20 protein-coding genes and 2 rRNA genes (1 of these 22 only partly in view) are annotated in these 25,759 nt (G+C 72.4%); 8 read left to right on the forward strand and 14 right to left on the reverse strand.

Features of this window, described 5'->3' with window-relative positions; all coding sequences use genetic code 11:
* Together FHU37_RS22390 and rrf are read left to right on the forward strand one after the other, a co-directional pair.
* Window positions 1-1,254, forward strand: a 23S ribosomal RNA gene (locus tag FHU37_RS22390); it begins 1,848 nt to the left of the window's first position.
* A 91-nt stretch (window positions 1,255-1,345) separates the two neighbouring features.
* Window positions 1,346-1,462: ribosomal RNA gene (gene rrf, locus FHU37_RS22395) — 5S ribosomal RNA — on the forward strand.
* A gap of 173 nt (window positions 1,463-1,635) precedes the next feature.
* On the opposite strand, the gene FHU37_RS22400 is transcribed toward rrf, so the two are convergent.
* From FHU37_RS22400 to FHU37_RS22420, 5 genes are all read right to left on the reverse strand, one after another.
* A complete protein-coding gene (locus FHU37_RS22400; RefSeq protein ID WP_376774048.1) occupies window positions 1,636-3,159 on the reverse strand; it encodes an ATP-binding protein in 1,524 nt (507 codons plus the stop codon).
* A 114-nt stretch (window positions 3,160-3,273) separates the two neighbouring features.
* The gene (locus FHU37_RS22405) at window positions 3,274-4,791 is read right to left on the reverse strand and encodes an SCO6880 family protein (RefSeq protein ID WP_179816492.1); all 1,518 of its coding nucleotides are present in this window, start codon (window positions 4,789-4,791) and stop codon (window positions 3,274-3,276) included.
* The gene (locus FHU37_RS22410; protein ID WP_179816493.1) at window positions 4,788-6,005 is read right to left on the reverse strand and encodes a hypothetical protein; all 1,218 of its coding nucleotides are present in this window, start codon (window positions 6,003-6,005) and stop codon (window positions 4,788-4,790) included. Before FHU37_RS22410 ends, FHU37_RS22405 begins: the two co-directional genes overlap by 4 nt.
* The gene (locus FHU37_RS22415; protein WP_179816494.1) at window positions 5,995-6,804 is read right to left on the reverse strand and encodes a DUF8175 domain-containg protein; all 810 of its coding nucleotides are present in this window, start codon (window positions 6,802-6,804) and stop codon (window positions 5,995-5,997) included. The genes FHU37_RS22410 and FHU37_RS22415 overlap by 11 nt, the downstream gene beginning before the upstream one ends.
* A 92-nt stretch (window positions 6,805-6,896) precedes the next feature.
* Entirely contained in the window at window positions 6,897-7,232 is a 336-nt protein-coding gene (locus FHU37_RS22420; RefSeq protein ID WP_179816495.1) for a DUF8827 family protein, read from the reverse strand.
* A gap of 529 nt (window positions 7,233-7,761) precedes the next feature.
* On the opposite strand from FHU37_RS22420, the gene FHU37_RS22425 reads away from it, so the two are divergent.
* The 6 genes from FHU37_RS22425 (at window position 7,762) to FHU37_RS22450 (ending at window position 12,957) form a co-directional block, all read left to right on the forward strand.
* Complete coding sequence (locus FHU37_RS22425) at window positions 7,762-8,796, forward strand: C40 family peptidase (protein ID WP_246451234.1); 1,035 nt, start codon at window positions 7,762-7,764, stop codon at window positions 8,794-8,796.
* A 184-nt stretch (window positions 8,797-8,980) separates the two neighbouring features.
* Window positions 8,981-9,832 carry a phosphatase PAP2 family protein gene (locus tag FHU37_RS22430; RefSeq protein ID WP_312892801.1) on the forward strand — a complete coding sequence of 284 codons (852 nt, stop codon included), beginning with the start codon at window positions 8,981-8,983 and terminating at the stop codon, window positions 9,830-9,832.
* A 55-nt stretch (window positions 9,833-9,887) separates the two neighbouring features.
* Window positions 9,888-10,832: an SCO4651 family lipoprotein gene (locus FHU37_RS22435; RefSeq protein WP_179816497.1), complete on the forward strand. Its 945-nt coding sequence runs from the start codon at window positions 9,888-9,890 to the stop codon at window positions 10,830-10,832.
* A gap of 2 nt (window positions 10,833-10,834) precedes the next feature.
* Window positions 10,835-11,152 (forward strand): hypothetical protein, encoded by a 318-nt coding sequence (locus tag FHU37_RS22440; RefSeq protein ID WP_179816498.1) that lies wholly within the window; start codon window positions 10,835-10,837, stop codon window positions 11,150-11,152.
* A gap of 190 nt (window positions 11,153-11,342) precedes the next feature.
* The gene (locus FHU37_RS22445; protein ID WP_179816499.1) at window positions 11,343-11,963 is read left to right on the forward strand and encodes a DUF47 domain-containing protein; all 621 of its coding nucleotides are present in this window, start codon (window positions 11,343-11,345) and stop codon (window positions 11,961-11,963) included.
* Between the two features lie 4 nt (window positions 11,964-11,967).
* Window positions 11,968-12,957: an inorganic phosphate transporter gene (locus tag FHU37_RS22450; RefSeq protein WP_179816500.1), complete on the forward strand. Its 990-nt coding sequence runs from the start codon at window positions 11,968-11,970 to the stop codon at window positions 12,955-12,957.
* A gap of 253 nt (window positions 12,958-13,210) precedes the next feature.
* On the opposite strand, the gene pstB is transcribed toward FHU37_RS22450, so the two are convergent.
* From pstB to FHU37_RS22495, 9 genes are all read right to left on the reverse strand, one after another.
* Window positions 13,211-13,990, reverse strand: a complete 780-nt coding sequence (pstB, locus tag FHU37_RS22455; protein ID WP_179816501.1) for a phosphate ABC transporter ATP-binding protein PstB — start codon at window positions 13,988-13,990, stop codon at window positions 13,211-13,213.
* A gap of 86 nt (window positions 13,991-14,076) precedes the next feature.
* On the reverse strand, window positions 14,077-15,159 hold the full coding sequence (gene pstA, locus FHU37_RS22460) for a phosphate ABC transporter permease PstA (protein WP_179816502.1): 1,083 nt from the start codon (window positions 15,157-15,159) through the stop codon (window positions 14,077-14,079).
* Complete coding sequence (gene pstC, locus FHU37_RS22465) at window positions 15,156-16,103, reverse strand: phosphate ABC transporter permease subunit PstC (RefSeq protein ID WP_246451324.1); 948 nt, start codon at window positions 16,101-16,103, stop codon at window positions 15,156-15,158. The genes pstA and pstC overlap by 4 nt, the downstream gene beginning before the upstream one ends.
* Window positions 16,104-16,638: 535 nt before the next feature.
* Complete coding sequence (gene pstS, locus FHU37_RS22470; RefSeq protein WP_179816504.1) at window positions 16,639-17,784, reverse strand: phosphate ABC transporter substrate-binding protein PstS; 1,146 nt, start codon at window positions 17,782-17,784, stop codon at window positions 16,639-16,641.
* 429 nt (window positions 17,785-18,213) lie between these two features.
* Window positions 18,214-19,428, reverse strand: coding sequence for a CHAD domain-containing protein (locus FHU37_RS22475; protein ID WP_179816505.1), 1,215 nt, complete (start codon window positions 19,426-19,428; stop codon window positions 18,214-18,216).
* 91 nt (window positions 19,429-19,519) lie between these two features.
* On the reverse strand, window positions 19,520-21,916 hold the full coding sequence (locus FHU37_RS22480) for an RNA degradosome polyphosphate kinase (protein WP_376774070.1): 2,397 nt from the start codon (window positions 21,914-21,916) through the stop codon (window positions 19,520-19,522).
* 438 nt (window positions 21,917-22,354) lie between these two features.
* A complete protein-coding gene (mshD, locus tag FHU37_RS22485) occupies window positions 22,355-23,416 on the reverse strand; it encodes a mycothiol synthase (RefSeq protein ID WP_179816506.1) in 1,062 nt (353 codons plus the stop codon).
* 77 nt (window positions 23,417-23,493) lie between these two features.
* The gene (locus FHU37_RS22490) at window positions 23,494-24,531 is read right to left on the reverse strand and encodes a LacI family DNA-binding transcriptional regulator (RefSeq protein WP_179816507.1); all 1,038 of its coding nucleotides are present in this window, start codon (window positions 24,529-24,531) and stop codon (window positions 23,494-23,496) included.
* A 284-nt stretch (window positions 24,532-24,815) separates the two neighbouring features.
* Window positions 24,816-25,649 carry a winged helix-turn-helix transcriptional regulator gene (locus FHU37_RS22495; RefSeq protein ID WP_179816508.1) on the reverse strand — a complete coding sequence of 278 codons (834 nt, stop codon included), beginning with the start codon at window positions 25,647-25,649 and terminating at the stop codon, window positions 24,816-24,818.
* Window positions 25,650-25,759 lie beyond the last annotated feature (110 nt).

Genomic DNA, 25,759 nt, shown 5'->3' on the forward strand with positions numbered 1-25,759 from the left:
CCATGGTTAAGGAACTCGGCAAAATGCCCCCGTAACTTCGGGAGAAGGGGGGCCGCTGCTGGTGAAGGGACTTGCTCCTGGAGCTGGTGGTGGCCGCAGAGACCAGCGAGAAGCGACTGTTTACTAAAAACACAGGTCCGTGCGAAGCCGTAAGGCGATGTATACGGACTGACGCCTGCCCGGTGCTGGAACGTTAAGGGGACCGGTTAGTCGACTCTTCGGGGTTGGCGAAGCTGAGAACTTAAGCGCCAGTAAACGGCGGTGGTAACTATAACCATCCTAAGGTAGCGAAATTCCTTGTCGGGTAAGTTCCGACCTGCACGAATGGCGTAACGACTTCTCGACTGTCTCAACCATGGGCCCGGTGAAATTGCATTACGAGTAAAGATGCTCGTTTCGCGCAGCAGGACGGAAAGACCCCGGGACCTTTACTATAGCTTGATATTGGTGTTCGGTTCGGCTTGTGTAGGATAGGTGGGAGCCGGTGAAGCCGCGTCGCTAGGCGTGGTGGAGGCGTTGTTGAAATACCACTCTGGTCGTGCTGGATGTCTAACCTGGGTCCGTGATCCGGATCAGGGACAGTGTCTGGTGGGTAGTTTAACTGGGGCGGTTGCCTCCTAAAGGGTAACGGAGGCGCCCAAAGGTTCCCTCAGCCTGGTTGGCAATCAGGTGTTGAGTGTAAGTGCACAAGGGAGCTTGACTGTGAGACTGACGGGTCGAGCAGGTGCGAAAGCAGGGACTAGTGATCCGGCGGTGGCTTGTGGAAGCGCCGTCGCTCAACGGATAAAAGGTACCCCGGGGATAACAGGCTGATCTTCCCCAAGAGTCCATATCGACGGGATGGTTTGGCACCTCGATGTCGGCTCGTCGCATCCTGGGGCTGGAGTTGGTCCCAAGGGTTGGGCTGTTCGCCCATTAAAGCGGTACGCGAGCTGGGTTTAGAACGTCGTGAGACAGTTCGGTCCCTATCCGCTGTGCGCGTAGGAGTCTTGAGAAGGGCTGTCCCTAGTACGAGAGGACCGGGACGGACGAACCTCTGGTGTGCCAGTTGTTCTGCCAAGGGCATGGCTGGTTGGCTACGTTCGGGAGGGATAACCGCTGAAAGCATCTAAGCGGGAAGCTTGCTTCGAGATGAGGACTCCCACCCACGTGATGGGTTAAGGCTCCCGGTAGACGACCGGGTTGATAGGCCGGGTGTGGAAGCACTGTGAGGTGTGGAGCTGACCGGTACTAATAGGCCGAGGGCTTGTCCATAGGTGCTACGCGTCCACTGTGTGGTTCTGGAACAATGACCAGGACCAGTGTTAAGTGAATAATTTGCTGGTTGCCTTGTGTTCCCAAGGTTTCCGGTGGTCATAGCGTGAGGGAAACGCCCGGTTACATTCCGAACCCGGAAGCTAAGCCTTACAGCGCCGATGGTACTGCATGCGGGAGTGTGTGGGAGAGTAGGACGCCGCCGGAATATTTGTGAAGGGGTGTGGCCCCGACCGATTTGGTTCGGTCGGGGCCACACCTCTTTTTCGCGTTCCCGCGGCGCCTCTGGTGGGCCGGGCCGTCCGGAGGATGGCCGTTCGGCGATGCCGCGGACAGCCCGACCACGACGGCAGAGATCTACCCGCTTTGTCGCGGTTTTACTCACCCAAACGGCCACGAACCGGCTGTTGTGGACGAAGTGTCATCCGTCTCGTCCTCATCCGCGAGTTCCGCGTCCCAGATCTCCTCGTGCAGCAGCTGGGCGGTCGCGGAACGCGCCGAACGGGAGTCGGTCGGGTCGCCGCCCACGGCCACGGAGGAGCCCGCACGGCCACGGCCCGGCGCCGGCGGCGTGGACAGCCGGCGGCGTTCGACCGCCTGGGCGGCCTCCTCGGTCATCGCCCGGTCGGTGTAGACCAGGGGCCGCTCGGCCTCGGTCACGATGTGCTTGACGACCTGTACGTTGCCGTTGACGTCCCAGACCGCGATGCCCGGGGTCAGCGTGGGGATGATCTCCACCGCCCAGCGCGGCAGGCCGAGCACCTGGCCGGTGGCCCGCGCCTCGTCCGCCTTCTGGGCGTATATCGTCCGCGTGGAGGCCATCTTCAGGATCGCCGCGGCCTCCCGGGCGGCCGCCCCGTCCACCACGTCCGAGAGGTGGTGGACCACGGCCACGAACGACAGGCCGAGCCGGCGCCCGAACTTCAGCAGCCGCTGGAACAGCTGGGCGACGAAGGGGCTGTTGATGATGTGCCAGGCCTCTTCGACCAGGAAGATCCGCTTCATACGGTCGGGGCGGATCCAGGTGTGCTCCAGCCACACGCCGACGATCGCCATCAGGATGGGCATGGCGATCGAGTTCCGGTCGATGTGCGACAGGTCGAAGATGATCAGCGGCGCGTCGAGGTCGATCCCGGCCGTGGTGGGCCCGTCGAACATGCCCCGCAGGTCACCGTCGACCAGTCGGTCCAGCACCAGGGCGACGTCCAGGCCCCAGGAGCGGACGTCCTCCACGTCCACGCTGAGGGCCTCCACGGCCGCCTGGGTGGGGTGGCGGAGCACGTCGACGATGTCGCCCAGCACCGGCTGCCGGTCGGTCACGGTGGCCCGCACGTGGGCGTGTGCGGCCTTCAGGGCGAAGCCGGCGCGCTCCTCCAGGCCGCGGCCCATGGCGACCTCGACGATGGTCCGCAGCAGGGCCAGCTGGCCGGTGGAGGTGATGGCGGGGTCCAGCGGGTTCAGCCGGATGCCGCCGTCGCGAGCCGCCATCGGGTCGAGCCGGATCGGGGTGATGCCCAGCGCCTCGGCGATCAGGTTCCACTCCCCGACGCCGTCCTCGCCCTGCGCGTCCAGCACCACCACCTGGCGGTCCCGGAAGCGCAGTTGGCGCAGCACGTAGGTCTTCTCCAGGCTGGACTTGCCGTTGCCGGACTCGCCGAGCACCAGCCAGTGCGGCGCGGGGAGCTGCTGCCCGTACAGCTGGAAGGGGTCGTAGATGTAGCCCTTGCCGGAGTAGACCTCGCGTCCGATGATCACGCCGGAGTCGCCGAGGCCCGGGGCGGCCGTGGGCAGGTAGACGGCCTGGGCCTGTCCGGTGGAGGTGCGGACCGGGAGCCGGGTGGTCTCGACCCGGCCGAAGAGCATCCCGGTGAAGGCGTCGACGATCGCGTCCATCGGGTTCGGCATGTCGACCTCCTGGTCCGTTGGTCCGCTTGTCGTTGATCAGCCTGCTGGTCCGCCGTCGGTTCCGCGCGCGCTGCCCGCCCCCGGGTCCGCCGTTCGGGTCCGCGGTTCGGGCCGCTACCGGCGGATGCCGGTGGCGAACGGGAGGGTGTTGACGAACGCCCGGTGGTGTTCGCGGTCGCACCACTCCAGCTTGAGGTAGCTCTTCCCCGCGGAGGCGCGGATGGTGCGCTTGTCGCGGGCGAGCTGCTCGGGGCTGCGGGAGGAGACCGTGATGTAGCCGACCAGGTTGACGCCGGCGGCGCCGCTGGCCAGGTCCTCGCCGCGCTGGTCCACGCGGCCGGTCTGGGCGATGTCGCGCGGGTCCACCACCCGGTTCATCCGGGCGGCGCGGGAGGCCTCGGCGTCGTCGTTGGTCTTCTCGGTGAGCATCCGCTCGATCGCCACGTCGGTGGGCTCCAGGTCCATGGTGACGGCGACGGTGCGGATCACGTCCGGGGTGTGCACCAGCAGCGGGGCGAGGAAGTTCACCCCGACCGGGGTGAGCGGCCACTCCTTGATCCAGGCGGTGGCGTGGCACCAGTAGTCGCGGGTCGCCGACTCGCGGGTCTTGGCCTGGAGGAACTGCGGCTGGGTGGCGTCCAGCTCGGCCGGCCAGGCGTTGCGCCGGCTCATCGCCTGGATGTGGTCGATGGGGTGGTCGGGGTCGTACATGGAGTGGATCAGCGAGGACAGCCGGGCCTGGCCGAGCGGCTGGCGGACCCGGATGTCGGCCTCGGTGAGCCGGGCGCAGATGTCGGCCAGCTCGCGGGCCATCACCACGGCCAGGCCGTCGTCGCCCTTGAGCATGGCGGAGGCCTCGGCGGCGAGTTCGCGGCTGTAGTGCATGCAGGCGACCAGGTAGGCGCGGTGCTGCTCGCTGGAGGTGGAGACCATGGAGGCGAGCTGGTCGTAGGACTCCTTCAGCCAGCGGGGCGCGTCCTCGGCGCCGCGGCGCTCGACGTCCTTGGCGTGGGCGTCCGGGTCGGCGGGGAGGGTGCGGGCCAGCATCTGCAGGCGGGTGACGAAGCCGTCGCCGTTGGCCACGTGCTTGAGCAGGGTGCCGAACCGATCGACCAGCGCCTCCTGGTCCTCGGCGTCCCGCAGGCCCACGCCGGGGCCCTCGATCTCGATGGCGGCGGTGACGGTGCGGCGCTCGACGTGCAGCAGCACGGCCACCTCGTCGGGGCCGAACGGAGCGCTGAGCCAGCGCAGCCGGCCGATCCCGGGCGGGGCGCCGACCTCGACCTCCCGGCCGTCCAGCCGGGTGCCGGCCTCCATGGCGGAGGAGCGGTAGACGCCGCCGCGGCGGGCGATCCGGCGGTAGGAGCGGTCGATCTCCAGCCAGCGGTAGAGGGTGCGGCCGCGGTAGGGCATGTAGACGACGGCGAGGGCGAGCGCGGGCAGGCCCACCAGTCCGGCCAGGCGCAGCGCGAGCGGCGGGATGAGCAGGCCGGACATCATGCCGAGGAAGGCGCCGAGGACGATGACGGCCAGCTCGCCGTTCTCCCGGTTGCGGCCGATGATGGCGTTGGGGCGGGAGCGGCCGATGAGGTAGGTGCGGCGTTGGTGGTGGCCGACGGGCTGGGTGGTCACCTGTCTCCCCCTGGGTTCGCGCCGCGGGGCTGGTCACCGGCGCGGCCGGTGAGGCCGGGCGGGGCGGGCGGCGGTGGTGCGGTGCGGCCGGTGCCGCGGCTGCTGTGGGCGGCGATTCCCGGGGTGACCGCGCTGGCGGCGCTCGGGGCGGCGCCGGAGCGCTGGGGGCCCGGGCGGGCCTCGGCGGTGCCGCGGCTGCCGTGGGTGCTGATGCCCTGTTTGACGAAGTTCGCGGTGCCGTTGATGGCCGCGCGGCCGCCGGAGACGGCCTGGCGGCGGGCGCTGTGCAGGGCGACCATGTCGTCGCCGAAGCCGGGCACGAAGCGGTAGATGGCGACCGAGGCGAAGATCGACAGGGCGAGGATGGCCAGTCCGGAGAGGATGGCGGAGAAGGCGTCGGGTTCGTCGCCGCCGACGGAGACGGCTCCCGCCAGGCCGAGCACGATGATGATGACCGGCTTGATCAGGTCGATGGCGAGCATCAGGCCGGCCCAGCGGCGGACGTGCCGCCACAGGGAGCGGTCGACCAGGCCGGAGTAGACGATGGTGCCGAGCAGCGCGCCGACGTAGAGCATGGCGGCGCGGATCAGCAGTTCCAGCCAGAGCACGGCGGCGGCGAGCACGGAAAGCAGGGAGACCAGGATCAGCACGATCGGGCCGCCGCCGATGTCGTTGGCCGGGTCGAGTGCCTCGGCGAAGCCGCCGAGGAAGCGGTCGGTGCCGTCCTGGGTGCCGCTGGCGATGACCTCGGTGAGCGAGTCGGTGACGGCGACCAGGGTGTAGAGGATCAGCGGGGTGAAGGCGGAGGCGAGGACGGTCAGCCAGAGGTAGCCGATCGCCTCGCTGAAGGCCTGTCCCATGGGGACGCCGCGCACCGCCCGCTTGGCGATGGCGAGCAGCCACAGCACGAGGGTGAGGACGGTGGAGGCGGCGAAGACGACGGCGTACTGGCGCAGGAAGCCGGCGTTGGTGAAGTCGACCTGGGTGGTGTCGACGATGGCGTCGGAGAGCCGGGTGATGACCCAGGAGGCGGCCTCGGCGCAGCCGGCGGCGAGGGAGCCGAGGGGGTCGACGACCTCGCTGCCGGGCAGCTGGGGGACGGTGCCGGTGCCCTGCTGGCAGCCGGCCTGGGCGGCGCCGGGGACGAGTTCGCAGGAGTCGAAGGAGGCGGAGGGGCTGGGGGAGGGAGTGGGCGAGGGGCTTCTAACGGGCATAGCTGAATCCCCCGAACTCCGAGATCGCCTCGGCGATCTCCTCGGCTCCGGAGGCGGGCTGGATTCCGCTGATCGGGACCGGCCCCTCCTCCTGGCGCTGGTCGCTGATCAGCCAGTCCCCGCCCTGCCACTCCAGGGTGAGGGTGGTGGTGGCCCAGGACTCGGTGACCGGCTGGGTGGAGCCCTCGCCGGCCAGGCCGATCAGGCCGGTGTTCCAGACCGAGACGACGGCGCGTTCGGGGGTGTACTCCTCGACGCGGGTGCCCACGGGGATGGTGCGGCAGACGAAGGTGAGGTCCTCGTCGGTGGAGGCGCCCTGGTCGTCGAGGCCGTACTGGGAGGCGAGGGCGGCGTAGGTGTCGTCGAGGCGGGCCTGCCAGTCGTCGACCTGTTCGGGTGCGGTGAGGGCGACGACGATGGCGTGCCGGGTGTCGGTGGCGAACATGCGGTCCGAGCCGAGGGCCACGACGTAGTTGGCGGCGGCGGACTGGGCGCCCTGCTCGGTCTGCGGGTGGCCGACCGCGATGCCGTCGGCGCCGGCGGCGACGGGCGCGGTGCCGGTGGGGGCGGTCGGGTTGGTGGCGGGCGTGCCGGAACCGTCGCCGTCGGCGGAGGCGGGGGTGTCGCCGCCCTGGCCGTCGAGCCGGCCGGCGACCGCGACGGCCCCGAGCAGCAGGACGACGACGCCGATGACGGTCAGGAGGGAGCGCACCGGGTGCGCGCGCGGGGGGACCGCGGGCGCACCCGGTTCGGCGGGCAGCCGGGTGCGCGTGTTCGGCTGGTCGTCGGTCACAGGCATCGCGATCTTCCCTCGGGCGTACGACCCGGTTCACGGTGGGTGTCGTCGTAGCGTCCCGCGGGGGCAGTTACGTCCATTCGGGGCGGCGCGGGTCAGATGGCCATGCCGTAGACGATCGTGAAGAGCGTCCCCAGCGAGCCGATGATGAACACGCCGGTGAGCCCGGCGATGATCAGGCCCTTGCCCTGTTCCGCGCTGAAGGTGTCGCGCAGCGCGGTGGCGCCGATGCGCTGCCGGGCGGCCCCCCATATGGCGATGGCCAGGCACAGCAGCAGGGCCGCCGCCATGATCACCTCGATCATGACCCGGGCCTCGGCCCCCAGCTCGGCGAACGGCCCCCAGTCCGGGGCGATGCCGCCGATGAGGGTGTCGATGCCAGCGCCCTCCTCCGTCTGGGGCGCCGGGCTCTCTTCCGCACTCAGATACATAGGTCTCACCACCCTCTTGGGCATTTAAGCCGCTCGCCCGACGCTGGCGAGAAGTCGGTTCCCATCTTGGCCGAAAGCTAGGCCGACTTGGCTGATTGGCGACGAGTGTCCGGTGGGGCGTCCGGCCCGTGGCCGGGCCGGGCGGATGCCCGGCGGTCCGGGCCCCGAGCCCCGCTCCACCAGATCGCCGCGGCCTCGGCCAGGCGTCGACACCAGGTTAGACGGTGAACGGGTGACACGGGGGTGGGCGAGTCGTCATATTGGTGGACCGTCAGTGGCGGGCCGGCGCACGTGGGTTGGCGGCGGGGCGACGGGGCCCCGGCGGCACCCCCGTCGCGGTCGTCGCGCCCGGCGGCCGGGCGGTTGCTGTCATGGGAACCGGTGCGGCTGGGCATCACCGAGGTGTGCGTGGGTTGGTCGCCGGCGGCGGCGCGGCGGGGCGTGGCAGTGCGCCCGGCCGGGTGGCGGGTCGTGGCGGCCCGAGGGAGGGAGTGGCCGAGTGGGCCGCAGGGGCTGGACCGTGGTCGGCTTGGCCGTCACGCTGCCGTTCGCGCTGCTCGCGCTCCTGGTGGCCGGGGTGTTCGTGGCGGCCGGGGGCGGGACGTCGTCGAACGGCGCCGGGGGGTCGGGACGGTTGGCGGCGGGGACGGTGCCGGCGGAGTACGCGGCGCTGATCCAGGAGTGGGGCAACCTCTGCCCGGCCCTGAGTCCGGCGATCCTGGCGGCGCAGCTGTACCAGGAGTCGGGGTTCAACCCGCGGGCGGTGAGCCCGGTGGGGGCCAGCGGGATAGGCCAGTTCATGCCGGGCACCTGGGAGACCCACGGCATGGACGCCAACGGTGACGGCGTGCGCAACGTCTGGGATCCGCAGGACGCCATTCCGTCGGCGGCCTCGTACGACTGCGCGGTGGCCTCCTACGTGGCCGAGGTGCCGGGGGATCCGAGCGAGCTGATGCTGGCGGCGTACAACGCCGGGCCGTACGCGGTGATCCGGTACTCGGGGATTCCGCCGTACGAGGAGACCCGGGGGTACGTGGAGCGGATCACCTCCCTGGTGCCGAGTTTCGAGGCGCCGGAGCAGGTGGTGGCGTACTCGGGGCAGGCGGCGGGCGCGATCTACTACGCGCAGTCGAAGCTGGGTGTGGAGTACCTGTGGGGTGGTGAGGGGCGGCCCGAGGAGGGGGGCCGGTTCGACTGCTCGGGGTTGACCCAGGCGGCGTACGCGAGCGTCGGCATCGCCCTGCCGCGGGTGGCCAACGACCAGTGGTACGCGGGCAGCCATCCGTCGCGTGACCAGCTGCTGCCGGGGGACCTGGTGTTCTTCGCGCACGATCTGAACGATCCGCGGAGCATCTACCACGTGGGGCTGTACGTCGGCGGCGGGAAGATGATCAACGCGCCGTACACGGGCGCGGTGATCCGCTACGACGACATCGACAAGCCGGACTACATCGGCGCGACCCGGGTGACCACGGACGCCGCGGCGGCGCTGCCGGAGCGCGACGAGCAGGGCCAGGTGGTCGGGCCGGCCCGTCCCCGGGAGACGGCGCTCGCCCAGGAGTAGGCCGCTCCTGCAACCGCTCCGCTGTGTGCGCCGTCCACTACTGCGCGGGGTCGATGCGCCAACTCCCTTGCGGCTTGGTAGCGTTCCGTTCATCCGGAGTTGCCGGAACGTTTGATTCCGGTGGGTGGGCGGGCTGTGTCGTCGCGCCGGTGCCCGGGTGCGGCCGGGGGAGACGGAGGCGGTTGTGAGCGTGCTGGTGGCCGCGGAGGACCTCGGTCCGGACGTCGCGTTGCTGCGCGGCGTCAACGACGTGGCGCGGGCGACGGAGTGGGCGCACGGCCCGATGGCGTTCCTCGGCGAGTACGGCCTGCCGGCCGTGCTGTTCGGCCTGGCGCTGTACGCGTGGTGGCGGGCGCGCACGTCGGCGGATCCGGTGCGGGCGGTCGCCGCGGTGCTGTGGGCCCCGCTGGCGGCGGGGGTGGCGCTGGTGGTGAACGTGCCCATCCGGGAGGTGGTGCAGCGTCCGCGGCCGTTCGTGACCCATCCGGACCTGACGGTGCTGGTACACGGCAAGGAGGACTACACCTTCGTCAGCGACCACTCCACGCTGGTGATGGCCATCGCGGTGGGTCTGCTGCTGGTGGACCGGCGGATCGGCGTGCTGGCCGTGCTGGTCGCCGCCTTCCAGGGCTTCGGCCGGCTGTACGTGGGGGTGCACTACCCGACCGACGTGCTCGGCGGGTTCGCGCTGGGCACCGCGGTGGTGCTGCTGCTCGCGACGCCGGGGCACGCGCTGTGCGCCGTGGTGGTGCGGGCGCTCCTGGGCACGCCGCTGCGGCCCCTGGTGGCGGCCGGCGGCGGGTCGCGGCGGCCGGGGCGGCGGGGCGGCCCGGACCGCTCCGGGGACGACCTGAACCGGCCCCAGGGCGTGGCGGGGCCGTCCGTCAGCCGGCCGCGGGTCCCGGCGGCGGGTGGTGGCACTGGCCCGCTCGGCGTAACCGGCGGGGGCGGGCGTCGTTCTCCTGTCGGGGTGTCGCCGGCGGGCCAGCCGGGCGCGCCGCGTCTGGAGCAGGAGCCGGTCGCCCCGCGCAGTTGACGTCGCGTGGATCGCACCGGGGCCGGGCCGGCCTCGTCGAGGGCTGGTGTCTGGCATGAGCTATCCGTTGTCGCAGGACCGTACCGCCCGCGGGGCCGCGCCCTCGGCAGGGCGCCTGGCGGCCGTGGCGCTGTGGGCGCTGCTCGGTCTCGGGGCCGCCGGCTGTGCGGGGGGCGCGGAGGCGGGTTCCGGACCGCAGGAGGCGGAGACCGGGACGCCGGGACGGCTGGATCCGGATCCGCTGGTGGCGGTGCGGGCGGCGGCGCAGAACACCGCGGCGGCCGGCTCGGCGGTCACCTCCACCGAGCTGGTGATGAACTCCGGTGGCGAGGAGGTCACCGTCACCGGTGAGGGGGAGTACGACTTCGAGCGCCGGCTCGGCGACCTGACGGTGGTCGTGCCGGAGGGCGCGTCGGCGATCGGCGGCGGCGAGGCGGCCGCCGGGGCGGGGGCGCAGGGCGCCAGCCGGACGATGGCCGAGTTGTTCGCGCCGGACGCGCTGTACATGCAGGGCGGCGCGGACGTCCCGGAGGGGCACTGGGTCCGGGTGAACGTGCTCCAGCTGAGCGACGGCAACCTGATCAGCGGCGGCGGGACGGACCCGTACACGGCGGCGCAGGTGCTGCTCGGGGTGCAGGAGGCGGAGCTGGTCGGCACCGAGACGCTGGGCGGCGTGCGGGTGCACCACTTCAAGGGGGTCAGCGACCTGGCCCGGGCCGCGGAGATCGCCGACGCGCCGACGTCGGACGCGCTGCGGCAGGCGTCGCTGAACCTGTCCTCGGCGCGGATCCCCTTCGACGTCTACCTGGACGACCAGGGGCGGATGCACAAGGTGGTGCAGCGGCTGGCCTTCGCGGCGGCGCCGGCGGAGGACGGGCAGGAGCCGGCGGACACCGAGGTCGAGGTCACCACCACCACGCTGCTGAGCGAGTTCGGCGCGCCGGTGGACGTCGCCATGCCGGCCTCCGACCTGATCCACGAGCCGGGCGCGGTCGAGTAGCCGTGCTCATACCCCGGGCGTGCCCCGCGTCGGCCGGGTCGGCCGCGTCCTCGCAGCGCCCCTGCCGCTCCCGGCCGGCCCGCTCGTTCCGGGCGGACGGCGCCTTCCGGGCGGAGGCCTGGGACGCGGCGGAGGACGGGCAGACCGCGGTGGCGCTCGCCGAGATCGAGCTGTGCGCGGAGCTGATCATCGCGGCGTCGGCGTGTGACGGACCGATGGAGATGGCCCGCGTCGACGAGGTGCTCCGGGTGGCCCGCGGTGGCCGGAAAGAATCGGTCGGGAGTGCGCCGCGGCTGCTTCCCCTGCCGCGGGGCGGCTGATCGGGTGGCGCGTCGGCGGTGTGCTCAAGCGCACACCGCGCCCGATCGCCCGCTGTCCGTAGGGATCTTCGCCCTTCGACGGCTCCGGACGCGGGTACAAGGTGCTTGTTGTCCTCCCCTGGCTTGCGCGTTTCCGGTCAGGACGACCTAGCATCAACAAGACCGCCCGCCTGCACATCGGAGACCTGAAGTGCGCTTTCGTCTGACCCCCAGGGAGACGAGCTTCTACGACATGTTCGCCGCGTCGGCGGAGAACCTCGTCACCGGTTCGAGGATCCTGACCGAGCTGCTCGGGGCCGAGCCGAGCGCGCGGGGTGACATCGCCGATCGGATGCGGGCGGCCGAGCACGCCGGCGACGACGCCACCCACGCGATCTTCCACCAGCTGAACTCGTCGTTCGTCACGCCGTTCGACCGCGAGGACATCTACTCGCTGGCCTCGGCGCTCGACGACGTGATGGACGCCATGGAGGCGGCGGTCGACCTGGTCGTGCTGTACCAGGTGCACGACCTGCCCAAGGGCATCGAGTACCAGATCGAGGTGCTGGTGCGGGCGGCCGAGCTGACCGCGGAGGCGATGCCGCGGCTGCGCACCATGGAGAACCTGACGGAGTACTGGATCGAGGTGAACCGCCTGGAGAACCAGGCGGACCAGGTCCACCGCAAGCTCCTGGCGCAGTTGTTCAACGGGAGCTACGAGGCCATCGAGGTGCTCAAGCTCAAGGAGATCGTGGACTCGCTCGAGGAGGCGGCCGACGCGTTCGAGCGGGTGGCCAACACGATCGAGACGATCGTGGTCAAGGAGTCCTGACCGCGTGGAGTTCTTCGCACTGATCGTGGTGATCGCGGTCGCCCTGGCGTTCAACTACACCAACGGCTTCCACGACGCGGCGAACGCGATCGCCACCTCCGTCTCGACCCGGGCGCTCACCCCGCGCGCCGCTCTGGTCATGGCCGCGGTCATGAACCTGATCGGCGCGTTCCTCGGGGAGGGCGTCGCCCGGACGGTGGGAGAGGGGATCATCGACCCGCCGCAGGGGCTGGACGGACTGCGGATCGTGCTGGCGGCCCTGCTGGGCGCGATCATCTGGAACCTGGTGACCTGGTACTTCGGGCTGCCCTCGTCGTCCTCGCACGCCCTGATCGGCGGCATGGTGGGCGCGGCGATGGCCGCGTCCAGCACCGTCCACTGGGACGGGGTGCTGGACCGGGTGGTGCTGCCGATGTTCCTGTCGCCGCTGGTCGGCATGGTGCTCGGGTACCTGGTGATGTGCGCGATCCTGTGGATCTTCCGCGGCTCGCACCCGGGCCGGACCAAGCGCGGCTTCCGGATCGCGCAGACCGTCTCGGCGGCGGCCATGGCGCTGGGGCACGGCCTGCAGGACGCCCAGAAGACGATGGGCATCATGGTGCTGGCGTTGACCGTGACCGGACACCACACCGGGGACGGGGTGCCGGTGTGGGTGGTGGTGAGCAGCGCCCTGGTGCTGTCGCTGGGCACCTACGCGGGCGGCTGGCGGATCATGCGCACGCTGGGCCGGAAGATCATCGAGCTGGACCCGCCGCGTGGCTTCGCCGCGGAGGCGACCGCCTCGACGGTGCTGTACGTGACGGCGTTCATCTACCACGCGCCGATCTCCACCACCCACACCATCACCTCGGCGATCATGGGCGTGGGCGCCACCCGCCGGCTGTCGGCGGTGCGCTGGGGGGTCGCCGGGAACATCGTGGTGGCCTGGGTGGTGACCATCCCGGCGGCGGCGGCGGTGGCCGCGCTCAGCTACGCGGCGCTGACCCTGGTCTGAACGCGGGACCCGGTCCGAACGCGGGACCCGGTCCGAACGCGGGACCCGGTCCGAACGCGGGACCCGGTCCGAACGCGGGACCCGGTCCGAACGCGGGACCCGGTCCGAACGCGGGCACGGCTCCGGACACAGGCCGGCCCCCGCTGTCCTGCCGGGGCAGCGGGGGCCGGCTGTCGGTTTCCTGGTGGCACCGCCACGCGCACCGGGAAACCCGTCTGGGGGGGAGGCCGTCCGGGGGCGGCGGCCGGTGGGATCAGCCGAAGCGGCCGGTGATGTAGTCCTCGGTGGCCTGGACCGACGGGTTGGAGAAGATCTTCTCCGTGGCGTCGATCTCGATCAGCCGGCCGGGCATGCCGATGCCGGCCAGGTTGAAGAAGGCGGTGCGGTCGCTGACCCGGGCGGCCTGCTGCATGTTGTGGGTCACGATGACGATGGTGAACCGCTCCTTCAGCTCCCCGATCAGGTCCTCGATGGCGACCGTGGAGATCGGGTCGAGCGCCGAGCAGGGCTCGTCCATCAGCAGCACCTCGGGCTCGACCGCGATGGCGCGGGCGATGCACAGCCGCTGCTGCTGGCCGCCGGACAGGCCGGCGCCGGGCCGGTTCAGCCGGTCCTTGACCTCGGCCCACAGGTTGGCGCCGCGCAGCGAGCGCTCCACCACCTCGTCCAGCTGGCTCTTGCGCAGCCGGCCGTTGTTCAGCCGCAGGCCGGCGGCGACGTTCTCGTAGATGGACATGGTGGGGAAGGGGTTCGGCCGCTGGAACACCATGCCGACGGTGCGGCGGACGGCGACCGGGTCGACGCCGTCGCCGTAGAGGTCCTGGTCGTCCAGGAGGACCTTGCCCTCGACCCGGCCGCCGGGCAGCACCTCGTGCATGCGGTTGAGGGTGCGCAGGAAGGTGGACTTGCCGCAGCCGGAGGGGCCGATGAAGGCGGTGACGGATCGCGGCTCGATGGTCATCGAGATGTCCTCGATGGCGCGGAAGGAGCCGTAGTAGGCGTTGAGTCCGCTGACGTCGATGCGCTTGGCCATGGTTCTTCGCTCTCGTTCTCGTCCGTGAAGTCTGTTCGTCTCGACGGTGGGGGCTCCGGCCGGGGGTGTGGCCGGGGACGGCCGGGTCAGTGCCCGCCCTTGGGTGCCCTCCACCTCGCGATCAGCCGCGCGGCCAGGTTCAGCGCCATCACGATGATGATCAGCAGCAGCGCCGCCGCCCACGCCCGCTCCTGGGCGAAGTCGTTGGGCTCGCCGTACTGGCTGTAGACGAACAGCGGCAGCGAGGACTGCGCGCCGTCGAACGGGTTCATGTTGATGCTGGGGGTGCCGAAGACCAGCAGCATGACCGGGGCGGTCTCGCCGGTGACGCGGGCGACGGCCAGCATCACGCCGGTGACCAGGCCGCCCATGGCGGTGGGCAGCACGACCCGCAGGATGGTGCGCCACTTCGGCACGCCGAGGGCGAGGCTGGCCTCGCGCAGCTCGTTGGGCACCAGGCGCAGCATCTCCTCGGCCGAGCGGACCACGGTGGGGATCATCAGGATGGTCAGGGCCAGGGAGCCGGCGAAGCCGGACGGGCCCATCTCCAGCATGAGGATCCAGAAGGAGAGCACGAACAGACCGGCGACGATCGAGGGGATGCCGGTCATCACGTCGACGAAGAAGGTGACGGCCCGGGCGAGGGTGCCGCGCCCGTACTCGACGAGGTAGATCGCGGTGAGGATGCCGATCGGCACGGCGATCAGGGTGGCGATGCCGACCTGCTGCAGGGTGCCGACGAGGGCGTGGTAGACGCCGCCGCTGTCGTCGCGGGCGCCGACGCCGTTCATGGAGTGCGTCAGGAAGTACGGGGTGAGCCCGCCGATGCCCTCGATGACGGTGTAGGAGAGCACGCCGACCAGCGGCAGCAGGGCCAGCGCGAAGGCGCCGGTGACCAGGGTGGTGGCGAAGCGGTCGCGGGCCTTGCGGGCGCCTTCGACGCGGGCGGAGACGCCGATCAGCACGGCGGCGTAGAGCACCGCGCCGATCACCACGGCGCCGGCGTGGCCGCCGAAGGTGCCGGGGTCGGCGCCCAGGATCACCAGGTTGAGCAGGTAGCCGGCGGCCAGGCCGCCGACCAGGATGGCCCGGGGGGCCCAGTTGGGCAGTCGGCCGGCGGTGAGGTCCAGGCGGCTGCCCGGGCCCTGGGTGGTGGTGATGGTGCTCATGCGTTGGCCCCCGAGAACTCCTTGCGGCGGGCGATGATCATTCGCGCGGCGCCGTTGACCAGCAGGGTGATGACGAACAGCACCAGGCCGGTGGCGATCAGGGCACCGACGCCGTAGCCGCTGGCCTCGCCGAAGGCGTTGGCGATGTTGGCGGCGATGGTGGAGCCGCCCGGGTCGACGATGGACCAGGAGAGCCGGAAGCTGGTGGAGAGCACCACGGCCACGGCGATGGTCTCGCCGAGGGCGCGGCCGAGGCCGAGCATGGAGGCGCTGATCACGCCGGGGCGGCCGAAGGGCAGCACGGCGGTGCGGATCATCTCCCAGCGGGTGGCGCCCAGGGCCAGGGCGGCCTCCTCGTGGGCGCGCGGAACCTGGAGGAAGACCTCGCGGGAGACCGCCGTGATGATCGGCAGGATCATGATGGCGAGGATCACGCCGGCGGTCAGCAGGGTGCGGGCGCCGGGGGAGCTCTTGTCGAAGATCGGGATCCAGCCGAGGTAGGCGTCCAGCCAGTCGTGCAGCGGCGTCATCCGCGGCACCATGAAGGACGCGCCCCACAGGCCGTAGATCACCGAGGGGACCGCGGCCAGCAGGTCGATGACGTAGCCGAGCAGCTGGGCCATCCGGCGTGGCGCGTAGTGCGAGATGAACAGCGCGACGCCGATGGCGACCGGCACGGCCAGCACCATGGCGATGATCGAGCTGACGAGGGTTCCGATCACCAGCACGATGACGCCGAAGACCGGCGGGTTGCTGTTGGCGTCCCACTCGACGGTGGTGAGGAAGTTGCCCTCGTTGGCGGCCAGCGCGTCGATCGCGCGGACCACCAGGAAGACGGCGATCGCCCCCATGATGACCAGCACGGCGATGCCGGCGCCGCGGGAGGCGCCGCTGAAGAGGCGGTCGCCGAGGCGGACGGCGCTGCGCGGGGCGTCGGCGGCCAGCGGCGGCGGGGTGTCGGTGCCCCGGGCGGCGAGGCCGGAGGCGGCGACGGTGGGGCTGGCCACGGCGGTGGCGCTGGCCGCGGCGGAGACGGCGTCGGCCGGCCGGCCGAGGGCCAGGGTGTCCTGCGCCACCGTGTCGTCGTGGTGGGCGTCCTGAGGGGTCTTCTGCGGGACGACGGTGCTCGGACGGGTGTCCTGCGGGCGGCCGTCGGTGGTCGTGGCGGATCCGGGGGTGGCCCGGTCCGCGCCCGGGTCCCGGTCGGCGGGGCCCTGCGGCGAGGAGGTGTTCATGCTCTCTCCGGTCTCGCGCCCACCGTGGGCGGGCGCTGCGTGGCGGTGCACCGGATGTCGGTAGCGGACATGTGTGCGGGGCTGTCGCGGTGGCCGTTCCCGGGACCGGCGGGGCGGTGCCGGGGGTGGCCGTCAGCGGTCGGCGGAGGAGCGCGCCCGGTCGGTCCCCGAATTCCCCCCGAGAATCCGGGGAAACCGACTGGGCGTGATCACCTCCGCCGACCGCTGGTCCGGTCGGCCCGGGTCAGGACAGCGAGTCGATGGTGGTGCGCACCTGCTCGGCGACCTCGGTCGGCAGCGCGGCGTAGCCGTTGTCCGGGAGCAGGCCCTGGCCGGCCTCGCTGGCGGTGTAGTTGAGGAAGGCCTTCAGGTCGTCCAGCTTCTCCGCGTCGTTGCCGGTGCTGCAGACGATCTCGTAGGTGATCAGCGCGATCGGGTAGGCGCCGTCCTCGGTGGTCGCGTAGTTCAGCGACATGGTGAGGTCACCGTCGGTGCCGGTGATCTCGGAGCCGGCGATGGTGGTGGAGACGGCCTCCGGGGTGACCGCGACCGGCTCGGCAGCGCCGGTGGCGATCCGCGCGGTGGACAGGCCGGAGTTCTCCGCGAAGGAGACCTCGACGTAGGTGATGGCGCCCGGGGTCTCCTCGACGCCCTTGGTGACGCCCTCGCTGCCCTTGGCGCTCTGGGCGCCGGTGGCGTCCGCCGGGCCGCTCCAGTCGGAGCCGGTGCCGTAGGTCCAGGCGTCGGGGGCGGCGGCCTCGAGGAACTTGGTGAAGTTGTCGGTGGTGCCGGAGCCGTCCGAGCGGTGGTAGGCCTGGATGTCGGTGTCGGGCAGCTCGACGCCCTCGTTGAGGGCGGCGATCTCCGGGGCGTTCCACTTGGTGATGGAGCCGTCGAAGATGCCGGCGATGGTCGGCGCGTCCAGGACCAGGTCCTCGACGCCCTCCAGGTTGTAGGCGATGGCGATCGGGCCGGCGAGCATCGGCAGGTTCAGGGCCCGGCCGCCCTCGCAGCGCTGCTCGGACTGGGTCAGCTCGTCCTCCTTGATGGCGGAGTCGGAACCGGCGAAGTCCGTGGTGCCCTCGAGGAACTGGGTGCGGCCGGAGGAGGAGCCGACGGACTGGTAGTTCACGGACGCGCCCTCGCAGGCGGCCTGGTAGGCCTTGACCCACTCGTCCATGGCGTTCTTCTGGGCGCTGGAGCCGGAGGCCATCAGCTCGGTCGGGCTCTCCGGGCAGGCGACGGCGCCCGTCGTCGCAGAGGTGTCGGAGCCGCCGCTGTCGCCGCCGGTGTTGTCGTCGGAGCCGCAGGCGACCAGCGTGAGGGAGCTGACGACCGCGGCGGTGCCGATCGCGAGGCCCTTGAGACGGCCGTTCCGGTTGAGCTTCACCTGAAGTGGTCCCTTCCTGGGATGTCAATCCAACCGGGGCCGTCTGATCCCGATGACCACCGGTGACTGCGAACGTAAGCAGGGCAGGTGAAGCTCCCCGGGGCGTTGGGTGAACAGGGGATGAACCTATGGGGTCCAGGTGGAGTACTGAAATTGATCAATCCATGGACTGGCTGTGAACGCCCGGTGACTTCGTTACCTGACGGCGCCAGCTTCGTTGGCAGATGTCCGGATTGTCCAGGGTGGATGGGGTCAACCGTTCTGTGACCGAGTGGTGATCCGCGCGCCCCTCGGCGCGGTGGCGCACCGTACGCGGCGCGCCGTACGCGGCACCGGGTACGACGCACGGCACCCGGCGGAGGCTCCCGGCGGAGGGGTACCGGCACGCGGCGCAGGGCAGGCGGCACCCGGCGCACCCCAGGGGGCCGGTCAGCGCCGGGTGGCGTCCGGGAACTCCCAGTGCAGCCAGTCGGCCGCCGCGACGTCCGGCCACAGCAGCCCGAACGCGTAGCGCGCCCGCTCCACGTCCCGGCGCTGGTCCGCGTGGAGCACCCCGAGCGCGTAGGCGGTCTCCGGGGTGATCCGCGGCGCCCGGGCGGCCAGCGCGGCCGCCTCCGCGGCGTCCACCGCCTGCCGGTGCAGCTCCAGCAGCCGGGTGAGCGCGCCCAGGGCCCGGCACAGGTCGGCCAGGCTCCCGCCGAACGCCGGCCGGCACGCCTCCGCGGCGTCCAGGCAGCGCTCCGCCAGCAGGTGGGTGCGCCGCCAGTCGGCGTCCTGGTGCGCCGGGGTCAGTCCCTGCCCGTTGTACGGCGTCGCCGCGTCCCCCAGCGGCAGCAGGCCCACCTGCGCCACCAGCTTGCGGTGCGCCTCGGCGATCAGCGGCAGCAGCGCGGAGCGCGCCGGCAGGTCCGCGGCCGGGGTGAACGGCACGTCCGTGGTCAGCATCGCCATCCGGTCGGCCAGCGCGTGGAAGCGCTCGGAGTGCATCAGCCGCAGCGAGTCGGTGTGCGCCCGCTCCCGGGTCACCCCCGAACGCCGGGTCAGCAGGATCCGGGCCTTGGGAACCCCCGGGTGGTCCGCGAGGCCGACCACCGGGCCGCCCTGCGACGGCTCCGGCGCCGTGCCGGCCCGCCGCCCCGACCGGCGGGCCGCCGGAACCAGCGGCGCCGTCGCCCCGCCCCGTTCCCCCCACGCGCCCCGCCCCCCGCTGTCGACCGGCTCGCCGACCAGGGCAACGCCGTCCAGGCCGGCGGCGGCCGAGCCGTGCCCCGGGTGGCCGGCGTGCCGCTGGTCGGCGCCGACCGGGACGGTGCCGGAGAGCCGGTCCAGGCCCTGCAGCAGCCGCCCCAGCCGGGACGCCGTTCGCTCCTCCTGGCTCAGCGCCGCGGACATCTCGTCCAGCTCGTCCCGCAGCCCCTGCGCCCACAGGTGGTCGAAGAGCGCCGAGAACGCCGTCAGGCAGGAGTCGATCCGCCGCATGGTGACGAGCATCGCGGCGAGCCCGGCCGGCTCCTCCCGCAGCCGCGGCAGCCGCCGCAGGAACTCCGCCGCCTGCGCGGTGAGGTACTCGTGGAGCAGCGCGCCGGACGGCACCGCGTCCGCGCCGGGCAGCGACCGCCGCCCCGGCGGTCCGTCGTCGTGCATCGGTGGCCCCCCGGGGCGCTGGCTGGGGTCGGGACGCGGTGTGGGGCCGGGACGGCCGACGGCCCCGGTGGCCGCCGCCGCACGGGGCCCGTCAGAGCTTCGAGCTGACACGCCTGCGCTTCCGAGCGTCGATCAACAGCTCCTGCACGTGCGGCAGCGGGCGCCCCTCGGCGTCCGTGGTGTGCCGCGTCCAGGTGCCGTCCGGTCCCAGGTGCCAGGAGGTCACGCCGTCCGAGGTACCCAGTTCCACGAAGTGGTCGAGGGTCGCGCGGTGGGCCGGGTCGACCACCCGGACCAGCGCCTCGATCCTCCGGTCCAGGTTGCGGTGCATCATGTCCGCGCTGCCGATCCAGACCTCCGGATCCCCGCCGTTGCCGAAGACGAACACCCGGGAGTGCTCCAGGAAGCGGCCCACCACGCTGCGCACCCGGATGTTCTCCGACAGCCCGGGCACCCCGGGCCGCAGCGCGCAGATGCCCCGCACCCACAGGTCCACCGGCACCCCGGCCCGGGACGCCCGGTACAGGGAGTCGATGATGGCCTCGTCCACCATCGAGTTCACCTTGATCCGGACGAACGCCGGGCGGCCGGCGCGGTGGTGCGCGATCTCCTCCTCGACCCGGGCGATCAGGCCGTCGCGCAGCGACACCGGCGCCACCAGCAGCCGCCGGTAGGTCTCCCGCAGGGAGTAGCCGGAGAGCCGGTTGAACAGGTCCGACAGGTCGGCGCCGACCTGCGGGTCGGCGGTGAGCAGGCCGAGGTCCTCGTACAGGCGGGCCGTCTTGGGGTGGTAGTTGCCCGTGCCGATGTGCGAGTAGCGGCGGATCGTGCCGCCCTCCTGCCGCACCACCAGCGACAGCTTGCAGTGGGTCTTCAGCCCCACCAGGCCGTAGACCACGTGGCAGCCGGCCTCCTCAAGCTTCCGCGCCCAGGCGATGTTCGCCTGCTCGTCGAAGCGGGCCTTGATCTCCACCAGCACCAGCACCTGCTTGCCGGCGTCGGCGGCGTCGATCAGGGCGTCCACGATCGGCGAGTCGCCGCTGGTGCGGTAGAGCGTCTGCTTGATCGCCAGCACGTCCGGGTCGGCGGCGGCCTGTTCGATGAACCGCTGCACGGAGGTGGAGAAGGAGTCGTAGGGGTGGTGCAGCAGCACGTCGCGCTCGCGCAGCGCCTCGAAGATGTTCGGCGCGGAGGCCGTCTCCACCTCGGCGAGGTCCCGGTGGGTGCCGCCCACGAACGGCCGGTACTTCAGCTCCGGGCGGTCCAGCGAGGCGATCGCGAACAGGCCGGAGAGGTCCAGCGGGCCGGGGAGCGGGTAGACCTCCTCCTCGCGGATCTTCAGCTCGCGCACCAGCAGGTCCAGCACGTGCGGGTCGATGGACTCCTCGACCTCCAGGCGCACCGGCGGGCCGAACCGGCGGCGCTGGAGCTCCTTCTCCAGCGCCTTGAGCAGGTTCTCGGTGTCGTCCTCCTCCACGTCCAGGTCCTCGTTGCGGGTGACCCGGAAGGCGTGGTGGCCGAGCACCTCCATGCCGGGGAAGAGCTGGTCCAGGTTGGCCGCGATCACGTCCTCCAGCGGCACGAACCGCTGCGGGGACGCCTCCACGAAGCGCGGCAGCACCGGCGGCACCTTGACCCGGGCGAAGTGCCGCTTGCGGCTGGTGGGGTTGCGGACGATCACCGCGAGGTTCAGCGACAGCCCGGAGATGTACGGGAAGGGGTGCGCCGGGTCGACCGCCAGCGGCGTCAGCACCGGGAATATCTGCCGCAGGAAGAGCGACAGCAGCTTGGTCTGCTCCGGCTCGGTCAGCTCCTCCCAGCGCACCACGTCTATCCCCTCGGCGGCCAGCGCCGGGTTGACGTCGTTGTGGAAGGCGGCGGCGTGCCGGGCCATCAGCTCGCGGCTGCGCCGCCAGATCAGCTCGCGGACCTCGCGCGGCTGCATGCCGGAGGCCGAGCGCACGGCGACGCCGGTGGCGATGCGGCGGCTCAGGCCGGCCACCCGCACCATGAAGAACTCGTCCAGGTTGCTGGCGAAGATGGCCAGGAACTTGGCGCGTTCCAGCAACGGCGTGTCCGGGTCCTCGGCGAGCTCCAGGACGCGCTCGTTGAACGCCAGCCAGCTGCGCTCGCGCTCCAGGAAGCGGCCCGGGGGCAGCTCTTCCTCCTCCTCGGGCGCGGCGGGGGCGACCGGGGCGCGCGGGCCGGTGAGCGTCGCGGTGGTGCCGTCGGCGGGATCCTCGAAGGCCATGTCCTCGACGACGGGGGTGTAGCCGTCGTCGTCGCCGTCGGTCAGTCCGGCGGCGTCGGCGCGGTCCCCCACGGGGGTCTCCATGGCGGCGCCCGGGTCGGCCGGCCCGGCGGCCGGGTCGGCGGCCTGCTCGTCCACCGCCGCTCCGGGCGGTGGGACGTCACTCGGGGTAGCGGTCAGGCGCGCTCGATCGGGCGCCCCCTCGGAGGTGAGCCTTCCGTTGGGGGTGGAATTCATGCCGTCCATGAGACGCAGCTCCTCGTCCGCAGTGGTTCCCGCCCCCGGAGCGCCCGCGCGGCGTGCGCGCAGCTCCGTGGGGCTCTCACCATTGTCGGCCATGTCGATCAGCTGTTCCTCTGGCGCGCGGAGACCCCACGGCGACGCCGGTCGGAAGCCCTCGACGGGGCGCGGTTCGGCATCGACTGGGTCACGGTCACCGGGGAATCGTGGCAACCGATGGTGAACCAGAGGTGACGTGCGCATGGACAACAGGGGGCGGCGTGGCGTACACGGAGCGGCACGCACCGTGCACACCACGCGCGCGGGCGCCCCCGGCGCGGCGGGTCGCCGGCACGCGCACGGGGGTCGCGGAGCGGTGCGGGAGCGGGGCCAGGAGCGGGTCCGGAGGGCGGGGCCGGGCGGTACGGAGCGGCCCGGGAGCGGCCCGGGGCGGGGTCAGGCCCGGCGGTACATGGTGTCCACGGCGTCCACGGCGAAGCCGAGCCGCTCGTACACCCGCACGGCCGGGGCGTTGTCCGCGTCCACGTAGAGGATCACCGCAGGCAGCCCGAGGCCGGCCAGGTGGCGCAGGCCGGTCATGGTGAGCGCGCGGCCCAGGCCGCCGCCCTGCTCGGCCGGGTCGACGCCGACCACGTACACCTCGCCGACCGGATCCGGCCCCTGGTCGGCGCCGGCCGGGTGCACCTTCGTCCAGTGGAAGCCGACCAGCCGCTGTGAGCCGTCGGGGGCCGTGCGCACCGCGAGGAAGAAGCCGGCCGGGTCGAACCACGGCTCGGCGAGGCGCGCCGCCAGGTCGTCGGCCGTCCACGCGCCCTGCTCGGGGTGGTGGGCGAACGCGGCGGCGTTGAGCGCCAGCCAGGCCGGGCCGTCGCCGGTGCCGCCGTCGGGGCCCGGGCCGGGTTCGAAGGTCCGCAGCTGCACCCCGGACGGCAGCGTCGGGCGGGGCAGCTCGGCGTCGATGGCGGCGCGGTCGGCGGGCAGCGGGCGGCGCATCCGGCGCAGCTCGCGCACCTGGCGCAGGCCGAGCGTGGCGGCCAGGCCGCGGGCGGCGGGGGTGTCGCCGTGCGCCCAGACGGCGACCCGGGGCCCGCCGACCTCCAGCAGGGTGGACAGCAGCCGGTGGCCGTGGCCCAGCCGGCGGTGCGCGGGGGCGACCACCAGCTCGGCGGAGGGGCCCTCCGGGCCGTCGTGGTCCTCGTGGCCGTCGCGGTCGTCCGGGGCGGGCGCGGCGCCGGCGGGCTCGGACGGTTCGGGGGCGACGAGTTGGGCGTAGCCGGCGACCTCTCCGCGCAGGTCGTAACGGAGCAGGTGGCGGACGCCGGCGCGGGGCCGGTCCAGGTTCAGCATGCCCTGCTCGGAGAGCGGCGAGACGCCGTCCGCCTGCCGGGCGCGCTCGATCAGGCCGGCCACGGCCGCCGCCTGCCCGGGCGGCAGCCGGTCCAGCACGGCCGTTCCGTCGGGTTCGTCCTCGAACAGTCGCTCGTCGCCGGAGGTCATGTCCGGAAGGGTATCCCTCCGAGGTGGCCGCCGGCTCGGGCCGGCTCCGGCCGGCCCCCGGCCGGTGGGCGGGGCGGTCAGGCGCAGCCGCAGGAGCGGCGCACCACCAGGCGGGAGGGGAAGCTGCGCACCCGCTCGACGTTCTGCCGGCGCACCAGCAGCGCCTCGTCGAGCAGCAGTTCCACGGCGGCCCGGGCCATCGCCTCCCGGTCGCTGGCCACGGTGGTCAGCGGCGGGTCGGAGTAGGCGGCCTCGGCGAGGTCGTCGAAGCCGGCCACCGCGAGGTCCTCGGGCACCCGCAGGCCGACCTCCCGGGCGGCGCGCAGCACGCCGAGGGCCTGGTCGTCGGTGGAGCAGTACACGGCGGTGGGCCGGTCCGGGGAGAGCAGCAGGTCCAGGGCCACGTGGTAGGCGCCGTAGCGGTTGAACGGGGCCTGCACGACGCGGCCGTCCACCTGGTCGCCGGTGGAGGACTCGTTGTGCTCGTCGAGGGCCTGGCGCCAGCCGCGTATGTGCTCCTGCACCGGGTCGCTGTCGTCCGGGGTGGAGGCCGGGCCGCCGATGCAGTCCACCCGGCGGTGGCCGTGCTGGAGCAGGTGACGGGTGGCCAGCTGGGCGCCCACCCGGTCGTCGGTGATCACGGCGACGTCGTCGATGGCCTCGGGGCGGCGGTGCAGCAGCACCACGCGCGCGTCCCGCACCGCGATCTCGGCGGCGGCCTGCTCGGACACGCCCTGGCTGACCAGGATCAGCCCGGCCACCCGCATGCCGAGGAACTCGCGGACGTAGTGCACCTCGCGGTCGTCCACGTAGTCGGAGTTGCCGATCAGCACGAGCTTGCCGCGCTCGGAGGCGGCGCGCTCCACGGCGTGCGCCAGCTCCGCGAAGAACGGCTGGCGGGCGTCCGGCACCACCATGCCGATCAGGTTGGTGCGCCGGCTGGCCATGGCCTGCGCCACGCTGTCCGGCCGGTAGCCGAGTTGCTCGATGGCGTCGAGGACGCGCTGCCGGGTCGCGGGCGCGACCGGGCGCGGACCGTTGTTGATGACGTAGCTGACGACCGCGGTCGAGGTCCCTGCCAGCCTTGCCACGTCGTCGCGCGTCACCTTGGGCACGCGTCGATTCTATGCGCGTTCACCAGGAGCGTCCGAGGGCGATGGGATCCGGCCGGTCGGGGCGGGCGGTGGAGGTGACCGAAAACCGTCCCCGCGGACGGCCGGTGGGCGTGGACGGGCGGGGGCCGCGGGGCGCCGGGGCGCCCCCGGGGGACCCGCGCGGAGGCGGGGCGCCGGGCGCGGCGGCGGCCGGCCGCAGGGGTTGGGACCCCGGGCGTGTCGTAGCTGGCGCGGGTGGGCGGCGGAGGCCGGGGCGCGGCGCCGGGCGGGCGCCCGGCGGCCGGCTAGATGCCGGCGGTGGCGTGCGAGAGCGGGAGCGGGCCGCGTTCACCGTCGGGGTCGCCGTCGCCCTCCTTCTCCCCGGCGGCGCCGGAGGCCGCCGGGCGGTCGGCGGCCTCCCGGGAGCCCGCGCGGGGTCCCGATGAGTCGCCGCCGGCCCGCTCGTTCTCCATGGCGACGAAGCGGTAGCCGACGTTGCGCACCGTGCCGATCAGCGACTCGTGTTCCGGGCCCAGCTTCGCCCGCAGCCGCCGGACGTGGACGTCCACCGTGCGGGTGCCGCCGAAGTAGTCGTAGCCCCACACCTCCTGAAGGAGTTGCGCGCGGGAGAAGACCCGTCCGGGGTGCTGGGCGAGGTATTTCAGCAGCTCGAATTCCTTGAACGTCAGGTCGAGCGCGCGTCCCCGGAGCTTGGCGCTGTAGGCCGCCTCGTCGATGGACAGGTCGCCGTTGCGGATCTCCGGCGGAATGTCGTCCGCGCCGGTGCGGCTGCGGCGGCCGATGGCCAAGCGCAGGCGGGCCTCCACCTCCGCGGGGCCGGCGGTGTCGAGCACCACGTCGTCGAATCCCCACTCGGCGGTGAGCGCGGTCAGGCCGCCCTCGGTGACCACCAGCAGCAGCGGGCTGCCGGTGCCGGTGGAGCGCAGCACCTGGCACAGGCTGCGCACCTGGGGGAGGTCGCGGCGGCCGTCGACCAGGATGACGTCGGCGGACGGCGCGTCCAGCAGCGCCGACGCCTCCGCGGGGGCGACGCGCACGCTGTGCAGCAGCAATCCGAGTGCGGGCAGGACTTCCGTTGAGGGCTGGAGTGCGTTGGTCAACAACAGCAGGGAACTCATACGACTTCCGCCCCTCTCCGGTCCGTGTCGGCCGGCGGCTGTCCTCGTAGAAAACGACAAAGGACCCGCAAGCGGCTCCGCCAGCCCGGCCCACCGCCGATCTCCGGTGT

Origin of the sequence: Allostreptomyces psammosilenae (assembly GCF_013407765.1) — a bacterium.
Classification (GTDB): Bacteria; Actinomycetota; Actinomycetes; order Streptomycetales; family Streptomycetaceae; genus Allostreptomyces; species Allostreptomyces psammosilenae.